This is a genomic window from Brochothrix thermosphacta DSM 20171 = FSL F6-1036 (assembly GCF_036884295.1).
Lineage (GTDB): Bacteria > Bacillota > Bacilli > Lactobacillales > Listeriaceae > Brochothrix > Brochothrix thermosphacta.
In genome coordinates, this window is record NZ_CP145608.1 from 671120 (window position 1) to 683401 (window position 12282).

At 39.9% G+C, this 12282-nt stretch carries 10 protein-coding genes; all 10 read left to right on the forward strand.

Going from position 1 to position 12282, the window contains the following annotated elements; genetic code table 11:
- The 10 genes from purS to pcrA all read left to right on the forward strand — a co-directional run bounded on the left by purS (position 1) and on the right by pcrA (position 12270).
- The gene (purS, locus tag V6S17_RS03455) at positions 1-255 is read left to right on the forward strand and encodes a phosphoribosylformylglycinamidine synthase subunit PurS (RefSeq protein ID WP_029090598.1); all 255 of its coding nucleotides are present in this window, start codon (positions 1-3) and stop codon (positions 253-255) included.
- Positions 252-932, forward strand: a complete 681-nt coding sequence (gene purQ, locus V6S17_RS03460; protein ID WP_029090597.1) for a phosphoribosylformylglycinamidine synthase subunit PurQ — start codon at positions 252-254, stop codon at positions 930-932. Before purS ends, purQ begins: the two co-directional genes overlap by 4 nt.
- Positions 922-3141 (forward strand): phosphoribosylformylglycinamidine synthase subunit PurL, encoded by a 2220-nt coding sequence (gene purL / locus V6S17_RS03465; RefSeq protein WP_029090596.1) that lies wholly within the window; start codon positions 922-924, stop codon positions 3139-3141. Before purQ ends, purL begins: the two co-directional genes overlap by 11 nt.
- A complete protein-coding gene (purF, locus tag V6S17_RS03470) occupies positions 3126-4559 on the forward strand; it encodes an amidophosphoribosyltransferase (RefSeq protein ID WP_029090595.1) in 1434 nt (477 codons plus the stop codon). Before purL ends, purF begins: the two co-directional genes overlap by 16 nt.
- Positions 4560-4572: 13 nt before the next feature.
- On the forward strand, positions 4573-5613 hold the full coding sequence (gene purM / locus V6S17_RS03475) for a phosphoribosylformylglycinamidine cyclo-ligase (protein ID WP_029090594.1): 1041 nt from the start codon (positions 4573-4575) through the stop codon (positions 5611-5613).
- Between the two features lie 4 nt (positions 5614-5617).
- On the forward strand, positions 5618-6205 hold the full coding sequence (gene purN / locus V6S17_RS03480) for a phosphoribosylglycinamide formyltransferase (RefSeq protein ID WP_029090593.1): 588 nt from the start codon (positions 5618-5620) through the stop codon (positions 6203-6205).
- Positions 6202-7740: a bifunctional phosphoribosylaminoimidazolecarboxamide formyltransferase/IMP cyclohydrolase gene (gene purH, locus V6S17_RS03485; protein WP_029090592.1), complete on the forward strand. Its 1539-nt coding sequence runs from the start codon at positions 6202-6204 to the stop codon at positions 7738-7740. The genes purN and purH overlap by 4 nt, the downstream gene beginning before the upstream one ends.
- A gap of 83 nt (positions 7741-7823) precedes the next feature.
- Positions 7824-9131, forward strand: coding sequence for a phosphoribosylamine--glycine ligase (gene purD / locus V6S17_RS03490; protein WP_029090591.1), 1308 nt, complete (start codon positions 7824-7826; stop codon positions 9129-9131).
- A 403-nt stretch (positions 9132-9534) separates the two neighbouring features.
- Positions 9535-9846 carry a YerC/YecD family TrpR-related protein gene (locus V6S17_RS03495; RefSeq protein ID WP_029090590.1) on the forward strand — a complete coding sequence of 104 codons (312 nt, stop codon included), beginning with the start codon at positions 9535-9537 and terminating at the stop codon, positions 9844-9846.
- A 213-nt stretch (positions 9847-10059) separates the two neighbouring features.
- A complete protein-coding gene (gene pcrA, locus V6S17_RS03500) occupies positions 10060-12270 on the forward strand; it encodes a DNA helicase PcrA (protein ID WP_029090589.1) in 2211 nt (736 codons plus the stop codon).
- The last annotated feature ends 12 nt before the right edge of the window (positions 12271-12282 follow it).

Genomic DNA, 12282 nt, shown 5'->3' on the forward strand with positions numbered 1-12282 from the left:
ATGTTTAAAGTAAAGGTGTATGTTACGTTGAAAAAAAGTGTGTTAGATCCACAAGGTGTCGCAGTAAAAGATTCTTTAAATAGTATGGATTATTCGGAAATTGAAGATGTACGTATTGGAAAGTACATGGAAGTCATGGTTAATCCTAAAGAACGTTCTGTTGAAACAGTTGTGAATGAAATTTGTGATAAGTTATTAGCGAATCCAGTCATGGAAAACTATTGGTATGAGATAGAGGAGGTTGAAGAAGCGTGAAATTTGCTGTGATTCAATTTCCAGGATCAAATTGTGATATTGATATGTTATCTGCTATTCGTGAAATCGTAAAAGAAGAGGCTGATTACGTTTGGTATGCTGAGACATCGCTAGAAGGTTATGATGCCGTATTATTACCCGGTGGTTTTTCATACGGGGACTATCTCCGAACAGGTGCAATTGCTAAATTTGCCCCGATTATGGCAGAAGTCATCCGCTTTGCAACAGAAGGTAAACCCGTTCTAGGCGTGTGTAATGGCTTCCAGATTTTAACTGAAAGTGGTTTGTTACCAGGCGCATTAATCCGCAATAAAAACTTGCATTTTGTGTGCAAGATGAGCCAATTGAAAATTGAAAATACAGCAACACTATTTACAAATGCCTATCAACAAAATGATACACTGTCTATTCCAATCGCGCATGGCGAAGGTAACTATTATTGTGATGAAGAAACACTTCAACGTTTAAAAGAGAATAAACAAATTGTCTTTACTTATGCGGGTGAAAATCCGAACGGTTCGATAGCTAATATCGCTGGTATTGTTAATGAACAAGGGAATGTATTAGGAATGATGCCGCATCCTGAACGAGCAGTTGAAAGTTTGCTAGGAAGTGCAGACGGATTAAACGTTTTTCAATCAATTGTTAAACAATGGAGGGAATCACATGTTAACTAATAATGAACCGACAGCAGCGATGATTGCAGAGCAACAATTATACTTGGAAATGGGATTGACTCCTTCTGAGTACGACATGGTTTGTGATATTTTAAAGCGACAACCCAATTACACTGAAACGGGATTGTTTTCAGTTATGTGGTCTGAGCATTGTAGTTATAAGAACTCTAAACCTGTATTAGCTAAATTTCCGACAACAGGTGAGCAAGTATTAATGGGCCCAGGTGAAGGTGCTGGTATTGTAGACATTGGTGATGGACAAGGCGTTTGTTTTAAAGTTGAAAGCCATAATCATCCGTCATATGTTGAGCCTTATCAAGGTGCTGCAACAGGTGTTGGTGGGATTATTCGTGATATTTTTTCCATGGGAGCCCGCCCGATTGCTTTATTAAACTCATTGCGTTTTGGTGAAATTGATAATGCTCATACGAAGTACTTGGTGAATGAAGTGGTTGCCGGTATTGCAGGTTATGGTAATTCAATTGGGATACCTACTGTAGGTGGTGAAATTCAATTTGAACCAAGCTATGCGAAAAACCCATTGGTTAATGCAATGTGTGTCGGAATTATCGACCAAAAAGATATTCAAAAAGGTAAAGCTTCTGGTGTGGGAAACTCAGTGATGTATGTGGGTGCTAAAACTGGGCGTGATGGTATTCACGGTGCAACATTTGCTTCTGTTGAGTTCAGTGAAGAAGGTGAGCAACAACGTTCAGCTGTTCAAGTAGGTAATCCTTTTATGGAGAAGTTATTGATTGAAGCTTGTCTTGAAGTGATACAAAAACATTCTGATATATTAATCGGCATTCAAGATATGGGTGCTGCTGGGTTAGTGAGTTCATCCTCAGAAATGGCATCAAAAGCAGGCTCAGGCTTACGTTTAGATATGGATGTTGTACCGAAACGTGAAACAGAAATGACACCGTATGAAATGCTTTTATCTGAATCACAAGAGCGTATGTTGTTATGTATAAAAAAAGGTGAAGAACATACGATCCAAGCATTGTTTGAACGTTATGGATTAGAAGGCGTGGTCATTGGTGAAGTAACGGATGATGGGATGTACACGATTATTCATCAAGGTGAAGTTGTAGCAGATGTGCCTGTTGATGCATTGGCAGAAGAAGCGCCTGTTTATCATAAGTTAGCAACTGAACCACAACAGTATCGTGATTTTCAAGCAGAAGCACCATTTGTACCTCAAATTACGAACGCGGCTCAAACATGGAAAGACTTACTTTCACAACCAACCATTGCGAGTAAACGCCATGTGTATGAGCAGTTTGATTACCAAGTACGTACAAATACGGTCGTGATTCCAGGGTCAGATGCAGCTGTTTTACGCGTGCGTGGTACTAATAAAGCGATAGCTATGACAGTTGATTGTAACTCACGTTATTTATACCTTGACCCAAAAGTGGGTGGACAAATTGCATTGGCAGAAGCGGCCCGCAATATTGTGTGTTCAGGTGCACAACCACTAGCCATTACAGATGGTTTGAACTTTGGGAATCCAGAAAAACCAGAAATTTTCTGGCAAATTGAACAAGCTGCTGATGGGATTGCAGAGGGGTGTCGTGTGTTAAATACACCTGTTATTTCAGGAAACGTTTCGTTGTACAACGAAACAGATGGTGAAGCCATTTATCCAACACCCGTTATTGGAATGGTTGGTTTAATAAAAGATTTAGCGCATGTTACAACACAATCTTTTGCAGCCGCAGATGACAGCATTTTTCTAATCGGTGAAACAGCTGCTGAATTTAACGGCTCTGAATTACAAAAATTACAGCTAGGTCATATTAGTGGAAAAGTACCTGCGCTTGATTTAGCAGTAGAACAAGACTATCAAGCAAAACTATTAACTGCTATTCAACAAGGACTTGTTGTTTCTGCTCATGATTTAGCAGAAGGTGGTTTAGCAATTGCACTAGCAGAATCTGCTTTTAAGGGTGAATTTGGAGTAACAGTTAGCGTTGATTTTGAACAAGCATTACTTTTTAGTGAATCACAATCTCGTTTCTTAATTTCTGTGAAGCCAGAACAGCACGAAGCTTTTGCCCAACATTTTGGTGCAGCAGCTGTGGCGATTGGAAAAGTCACTGCGGATGGTTTATTGCGTGCCCAAACAACAAATGGAACGGTAGAAGTAACAACAGCGGCTTTGAAAACCGCTTGGGAGGCTACATTGCCATGTCTGCTGAAATAAAAGGGTTAAATGAAGAATGTGGTGTTTTTGGTATCTGGGGACATCATGAAGCGCCATCAGTTACGTATTTTGGGCTACACAGTTTGCAACATCGTGGGCAAGAAGGCGCTGGTATTTGTGTGACGGACGGTGAAAAAATTGATGGGCATCGTAATCTAGGTTTGCTTGCTGATGTCTTTAAGAATGGTGAGCTGGATCAATTACATGGAGATGGGGCAATCGGTCATGTGCGTTATGCAACAGCGGGAGGTAAAACGTTAAGCAACGTTCAACCCATGTTATTTCATTTTCAAGATTCAAGTTTAGCGTTAGCTCATAATGGTAATCTGATTAATGCCCGTACTTTGCGCCGAAAGTTAGAACGTGAAGGGGCGATTTTTCAATCCAGTTCAGATACAGAAGTATTGGCACATTTAATCCAACGTGGTATTTCAGATGATTTTTACGATAATTTAAAAGCAGCTCTTTGCCAAGTAAAAGGTGGCTTTGCTTATGTGTTATTAACAGAAGATGCGATGATTTGTGCGTTAGATCCAAGTGGTTTCCGTCCATTATCGATTGGTAAAATTGGTGATGCTTACGTCGTTGCCTCTGAAACATGTGCATTTGATGTTGTAGGTGCTGAATTTGTTAGAGATGTCGAGCCGGGTGAAATGATTGTTTTTGATAAAGATGGCATGCATATTGACCATTATCGTACAGATACACAACATGCGATTTGTAGTATGGAGTATGTTTACTTCGCTCGACCTGATTCCAATATTGCAGGGGTGAATGTTCATACTGCCCGCAAACGAATGGGTGTTAGTCTGGCACAAGAAGCGCCAGTTGAGGCAGATATGGTGATTGGTGTACCTGATTCAAGTATTTCAGCTGCGATTGGTTACGCGGAAGAAGCGCAATTACCCTACGAATTAGGGTTGATTAAAAATCGTTATGTTGCTCGTACATTTATTCAACCCAGTCAAGAGTTACGCGAACAAGGGGTGAAAATGAAATTATCAGCAGTCAGCGGTGTTGTAAAAGGCAAACGTGTTGTGATGATTGATGATTCGATTGTAAGAGGAACGACCAGTAAGCGGATTGTTAAATTATTGCGGGAGGCAGGTGCTGCAGAAGTACATGTTCGCATTGCTTCACCGCCATTAAAATACCCTTGTTTTTATGGTATTGATATTCAAACGCGTCGAGAACTAATTGCTGCTAACTATACTGTTGCTGAAATTTGTGAGCAAATCGGTGCAGATTCGCTTGAATACCTCAGTTGTGATGGCTTAGTTGAAGCAATTGGGCGTCCATTCCCCGCTGAAAAATATGGCGGTATTACAATGGCTTATTTTAATGGTGATTATCCAACAGGGCTTTACGATTACGAACAAGAGTATTTAGAAAGCTTAGAAGAAAGCAGTTTACGCTAAGGGGGAAGAGACAATGACAAACAATGCATACGCTCGAGCAGGTGTTGATGTAACAGCAGGTTATGAAACGGTAGAACGTATCAAAAAACATGTCCAACGCACGGAACGTCAAGGTGTAATGGGAGCAATTGGTGGTTTTGGCGGTCTCTTTGATTTATCTGAATTGAAACTTAAACAACCAGTATTAGTATCAGGGACAGATGGCGTAGGTACTAAATTGAAAGTGGCAATCGCTGCTAATAAACATGACTCAATCGGGATTGATTGTGTGGCAATGTGTGTCAATGATATTGTGGCACAAGGTGCGGAACCGTTGTTTTTCTTAGACTATATCGCTACAGGTAAAGCTATTCCTGAACAATTAGAGCAAATTGTCGCTGGTGTTGCTGAAGGGTGTGTTCAAGCGGGCTGCGCTTTAGTCGGGGGAGAAACGGCTGAGATGCCTGGTATGTATGCTGATAACGACTATGATTTAGCAGGCTTTACAGTGGGAGCTGCTGAGAAAACAGCATTAATAACAAGCGATAATGTTAAAGCGGGTGATGTGTTATTAGGTTTGCCATCAAGTGGTATCCATAGTAATGGCTATTCCTTAGTTCGTAAGATCTTCTTTGAACAAAAAGATTTTGAATTGGATGTCATCTTACCAGAATTAGGTCAACCTTTAAGTGATGTGTTGTTAACACCCACTAAAATTTATGTAAAGCCAATTCTAGCATTAAAAGAAGCGGTTGCTATCCATGGGATTAGCCATGTGACAGGTGGAGGCTTTGTTGAAAACATTCCACGTATGTTGCCAGAAGGTTTGTCAGCGAACATTAAATTAGGGTCTTGGCCGACGTTACCTATTTTTGAAGCATTACAACATTATGGCGCACTCGATCCTCTAGAAGTTTATGAAATTTTCAACATGGGTATCGGTATGGTTGTTGCCATCGCACCTGAAGATGTAGCCAATGCACAAGCAACCTTACTTGCAGCAGGTGAATCGTCTTATGTCATCGGTACAGTTGTTGCAGATGATGCGCATCAGGTTAGATTGGAAGAGGTATAACACAATGAAAATAGCCCTCTTCGCATCAGGAAATGGTTCTAACTTTGCTGCAATGTTGGCGGCAATTGAAACCGGACATTTATCAGCTGAGATTGGTTTATTGGTTTGTGATCAACCAGAAGCCGTAGTCGTTGAACGTGCAAAGGCAAATAATATTGAAACATTTGTCTTTAAAGCTCGTCAATACAAGGATAAAGCCACTTTTGAAACGAAGATAATTGAGCAGTTACAACAACATGAAATTGAGCTGGTTGTGTTGGCAGGGTACATGCGCTTAATTGGGCCGACTCTGTTAACGGCATATGAAGGTAAAATTATTAATATCCATCCGTCGCTTTTACCCGCATATGCAGGTAAAGATGCCATTGAACGTGCTTATGCTGCAGGAGAGAAAGAAATCGGTATTACGATACACTATGTGGATGCCGGAATGGATACAGGTGAGCCAATTGCCCAATTTAAAGTTGCCCGAACAGAAGGCGATACATTAGAAAGTTTAGAAGCACGTCTTCATCAAATAGAACATGTTTATTACCCGCAAATTGTACAACAACTTATCGAAAAAATGGAAGGAACGGTGAAAGATAAATGAAACGCGCATTGATTAGTGTATCGGACAAAACAGGTATTTTAGAGTTGGTTGAGCAATTAATTGCCCTTGATTTTGAAATTATTTCAACAGGAGGCACTAAGACATTAATTGCTGAGGCAGGACTGCCTGTTATCGGTATCGAAGAAGTGACAGAATTTCCCGAAATGTTAGACGGGCGTGTCAAAACATTGCATCCCGCAATCCATGGTGGGTTATTGGCACGACGTGATGATGCATCACATATGGCAGCAATTGCTGAACATAACATCGCACTAATAGATTTGGTGATTGTAAATCTTTACCCGTTCCAAGAAACGATTACTCAACCCGATGTCGCTCTCTCTGATGCGATTGAAAACATCGATATTGGCGGACCTTCAATGTTGCGATCAGCTGCCAAGAATCATGCCAGTGTGACGGTAATTGCTGATGCCGCTGACTATGAGCATGTGCTAGCAGAGTACCGTGAATTAGGTGATACGACCTTTGATACACGTCAACGTTTAGCTGCTAAAGTTTTCCGTCATACGGCGGCCTATGATGCGTTAATCGCCGGTTTTTTAACAGAAGTAGTGGGTGAAGAATACCCAGAAAAACTAACGTTGACTTATAATCGCAAACAAGCGTTACGTTATGGCGAAAATCCACATCAATCAGCTAGTTTTTATGCAGAGCCAATTGTGAAACATGCCTCGCTTGTATCGGCTGAGCAATTACATGGAAAAGAACTCTCATACAATAATATTCGTGATGCGGATGCTGCGTTACATATCGTTCAAGAATTTGAAACTGAATGTGCGGTAGTCGCTGTTAAACACATGAATCCATGTGGTGTTGGCTTAGGTGAAACGATTGAACAAGCCTTCTTAAAAGCCTATGAAGCGGACCCAACATCGATTTTTGGTGGCGTATTAGCCTTTAACCGAGAAATTGATTTAGCAACTGCTCAACCACTCAGTGACATGTTTTTAGAGCTACTCATTGCACCTAGCTATTCAGCAGAAGCATTGGCTTTGTTGAGCAAGAAGAAAAATATTCGTCTTTTAAAAATGCCAATATATAATACTTCAGTAGCAAGTGATTATGTGAAAACAAGTGTGGCAGGAGGATTATTGGTGCAACAAGCAGATGAGATTGATGAAGACCCTACAACATGGGAGGTTGTCACCACAGTTCAACCAACAACTGAACAATTAGCAGCCTTGGCGTTCCAATGGAAAGTCGTCAAACACATTAAATCAAATGCGATTATGATTGGTGATGATTCTCAAACAGTCGGTGTAGGCGCAGGACAAATGAACCGTGTCGGATCTGCGAAAATAGCATTCGAACAGGCAGGTGACAGAACGGTAGGGGCTGTGATGGCAAGTGATGCTTTTTTCCCAATGCCCGATACAATTGAAGAAGCTGCGAAAGTTGGAATTGTTGCGATTGTTCAGCCTGGTGGCTCTATGCGTGATCAAGAATCAATCGATGAAGCGAATAAACATGGCATTAGTATGGTATTTACAAAAATTCGTCATTTTAAACATTAACATAAGAAACAATCGATTAAGCGCATAAGGATGGTATTTACAAAAAGTCCGTTATTTTAAACAACAATAAGGAGGCGCAAACAATGAAATTGCTTGTAATTGGTAGTGGTGGGCGTGAACATGCAGTGAGTAAAAAATTACTTCAAAGCAACCGAGTGACCGCTGTTTATTGTGCACCAGGTAATCCAGGAATGCATGGAGATGGTATAAAAACAGTAGCTATTGCTGAAACTGATGTTGCTGAATTGATAACATTTTCTAAACGTGAGCAGATTACATGGGCATTTGTTGGACCAGAAGTACCGTTATTAGAAGGTGTTGTTGATGCATTAGAAAAAGCAGGTATACCAACATTTGGACCACGTAAACAAGCAGCTTTAATTGAAGGTAGCAAAGATTTTGCCAAGCAGTTAATGTCTAAATATGGGATTCCAACAGCAGCATCACAAACATTCACTGATTTTGAAAAAGCCAAAAATTATTTATTGGAACAAGGCGCGCCGATTGTTGTTAAAGCCGATGGATTGGCTGCCGGTAAAGGCGTGGTTGTTGCAACAACTGTGGAAGAAGCGATTGCTGCGGCGCAAGCGATGTTATGCGATAAACAATTTGGGAATTCAGGTGCACAAATTGTCGTTGAAGCGTTTTTAGAAGGTGAAGAGTTTTCATTGATGGCATTTGTTGATGGTGCTAAAGTCTATCCGATGGTCATTGCACAAGATCATAAACGAGCTTTGGCGGGAGATAAAGGTTTAAATACAGGGGGAATGGGTGCTTATGCGCCCGTTCATCATATTCCAGCTGCTGTTGTGGAAACAGCCATTGAAACGATTTTAGAGCCAACGGCATTAGCCTTAGTGAACGAAGGACGATCATTTACAGGTGTGTTATATGCAGGATTAATCCTCACTAGTGATGGACCCAAAGTGATTGAGTTTAATGCCCGTTTTGGCGATCCAGAAACACAAGTTGTATTAGATCGACTCAGCTCTGATTTTGCTGCAGTCATTACTGACTTGTTAGCGCATCGAACACCGACACTCGTATGGCAAACTGAAGGGGTAACATTAGGCGTGGTCTTAGCGAGTAAAGGATACCCCGAGGCTTATGAAAAAGGTGCACAATTAGTGGGATTGGAAAAATTAGCAGATCATACGCAAGTGTTTCATGCTGGTGTAGCACAGAATGAAGCCAAGCAACTCATTGCCAATGGCGGACGCGTCAGCCTTTTCAGTGTGCGAGCTAAAACGATGGCAGACGCACAACAAAGCATTTATGCTGAATTAGCTAAACTTGATACCAGTGATTATGTATACCGTAATGATATCGGACATCGAGCATTAAAAGCACCTTCAAGCCCGTTCAGAACTGAAGAGATTGGAAAAGAATGATTAGCGATTATTTTTATAGCTATGAGTATCTTTGAAATTTCACAAGTTTTGGCTTGAAGTGCTGGAGATAAATAAAAGCAAAACCAAACGCTGAGCTACAAATAAATTGGAAAAAAACTCTTGTTGACGCTTTATGTCAGGAAGAGTTTTTTTTGAAATTTTAGAAGTTTTGGCATAAAATACTAGAGAACAGTGAAAGTATCTTCAATCTTGTAAGTACCAAATAAATTGGCAGTCTGCAGTCTAATAAAAAGGCAAAAGCGACAGTTGAATCAAGCTATTGTTCTTTTTCGCATCAGCATTGTCAGTTAAATAAAAAGTTATCCGACTTGCCTTTCACTAGTGTAGTGCGTTAAAATGTTAAAGAGAAGTTGTCGTTAAATTCTGTGAGGGGGATACAACTATGCAAATTGAAAAATTACGAGGTGAAGGCCTCGATGAATTCTTTCAAGCTGTTTTAACATTAAAAGATCTGGAAGAATGTTATCATTTTTTTGATGATGTTTGTACAGTAAATGAAATACAAGCGCTTTCGCAACGTTTTCAAGTAGCTAAAATGTTACGCGGAGGAAGCACCTATAGTAAAATTGAGGAAGCAACAGGCGCTAGTACAGCGACGATTTCACGCGTTAAGCGTTCGTTAAACTGGGGTAATGATTCGTATGAATTGGTAATGTCCCGACTCGAAGAAAATAAAAAAGCAGAAAATAAATAAATTTCACCAAAAACTAAAGGGCCTTATCCTTTAGTTTTTTTGATTGTAAGAAATGGCTCTATCTTACTTTTAACTGTGATATTTGTTATAATTAAAAAGAAGTTTTCAAAGTGAAGACGAAAAAATAAAGCAGAAGGAAATAGGCAGAGGGTCTCGTATTTGCCTGTTTTTTTATGTATAATAAGAACAAACGTTCTGTATAGGTGGTGCACAATGGAAATTACTGGAAAACAACTCGTAGAGGGATTGAACCCTGAACAACAAAAAGCTGTTATTACAACCGAAGGGCCATTATTGATAATGGCTGGTGCTGGTAGTGGTAAAACGCGTGTGCTAACACATCGTGTGGCTTATTTAATTAAAGAAAAGAATGTGAATCCTTACAATATTTTAGCAATTACATTTACAAATAAAGCCGCACGAGAGATGAAAGAACGTGTCGGTAAAATTTTAGGTAGTGATGCTGATTCTGTCTGGGTATCAACATTCCACTCAATGTGTGTGCGTATTTTACGTCGTGATGCTGAGAGAATGGGATTGAGTCGTTCATTTACAATTTTAGATTCGAGCGATCAATTAACAGTGGTTAAAAAAATTATGAAGGATCGTGATATTGATCCCAAACGTTATCAACCACGAGCAATGTTATCAGCGATAAGCAATGCTAAAAATGAATTAATTAATGCGACGGAATACACAAAAGAAGCAGCTGGTTATTTTGAAAAATTAGTTGCGGATGTTTATACGGATTATGAAAAAAAATTACGCAAAAATCAAGCGCTAGATTTTGATGATTTAATCATGATGACCATTGAACTTTTTCAACAAGTTCCTGAAGTATTAGAGTTTTATCAACGCAAGTTCCAATACATTCATGTGGATGAGTACCAAGATACAAACAAGGCGCAATATACGTTAGTTAAATTGATGGCTGCTCGCTTTCAAAATATTTGTGTCGTAGGTGACTCTGATCAAAGTATTTATGGTTGGCGTGGTGCGGATATTAGTAATATTCTGGATTTTGAGAAAGACTATCCAAAATCGACAACAATTGTTTTGGAGCAAAATTACCGTTCGACCAAACGTATCTTAGCTGCGGCTAACGGTGTGATTGAAAAAAACAGTAACCGACGTCCAAAAGAATTATGGACAGGTAATAGTGAAGGGAATAAAATCACGTATCATCGTGCGTTAACTGAACGTGAGGAAGCGACTTATGTGGTCGGTAAAATTCAAGACCGTCTTTCAGAATATAAGTACAAAGATATGGCGATTCTTTATCGAACCAATGCACAATCACGTGTGTTAGAGGAAACTTTAATGAAATCTTCTATTCCTTATACAATGGTCGGTGGACAAAAATTCTACGACCGTAAAGAGATTAAAGATGTTTTAAGTTATTTACGTCTTGTTGCAAATAATGCAGATGATATTAGTTTAGCACGTGTTGTTAACGTGCCTAAACGTGGTGTTGGTCCAGGCTCGCTTGATAAGCTAGCAGCTGCTTCGTTAGCTTATGATACAACGATGTTTGAAATGATGGGTCGTATCGAATTAGTAGGGCTATCAACAAAGATAAGTAAAGAGTTATTAAGTTTTTATGATATGATTATTGGTTTTTCACAACAACAGGATTATTTATCTGTCACAGAATTAATTGAACAAATTCTGGAAAAATCAGGTTACCGTGACATGTTGAAAGCGGAGAAAACGATTGAAGCAGAAACACGTGTCGAAAATATCGATGAATTTTTATCAGTGGCACAACAATTCGAAAAAGATAACGATGATAAATCATTGATTGCCTTTTTAACCGATCTTGCATTGGTTGCGGATGTTGATTCATTGCAAGATCCAGCTGAAAATCCAGCTGATGGAGCAATCACTTTAATGACATTGCATGCTGTTAAAGGGTTGGAGTTTCCCGTTGTTTATTTAGTTGGAATGGAAGAAGGCATCTTCCCGCATAGCCGTGCTTTAGATGATGAGGATGAAATGGAAGAAGAACGTCGTATTGCCTACGTAGGTATTACGCGTGCTGAAAAAGAATTATACATGACTGCGGCGTATTCACGAACATTGTATGGTCGTTCAACCAGCAATGCTGAATCGCGTTTTATCAATGAAATTCCAGAAGAACTGTTAGAGCGTGCAACAGAAACAAAAATTAAACAAGCCATTCCATTTGCAACGAATCGTCGTTCAACAGGGCAAAAAACACCCGAAGTTAAAGCGTTGCAACAAACAGGTGGTAGCCAAGCTGGTTGGTCAGTAGGCGATAAAGCGAAGCACAAAATCTGGGGTGTGGGAACAGTTGTCAGTGTGAAAAACGAAGGACGTTCAATGGAATTAGATATCGCCTTCCCAAGTCCAACTGGTGTGAAACGTCTGTTGGCAGAGTTCTCACCAATTGAAAAAGTATAGGATGGTGCAAAA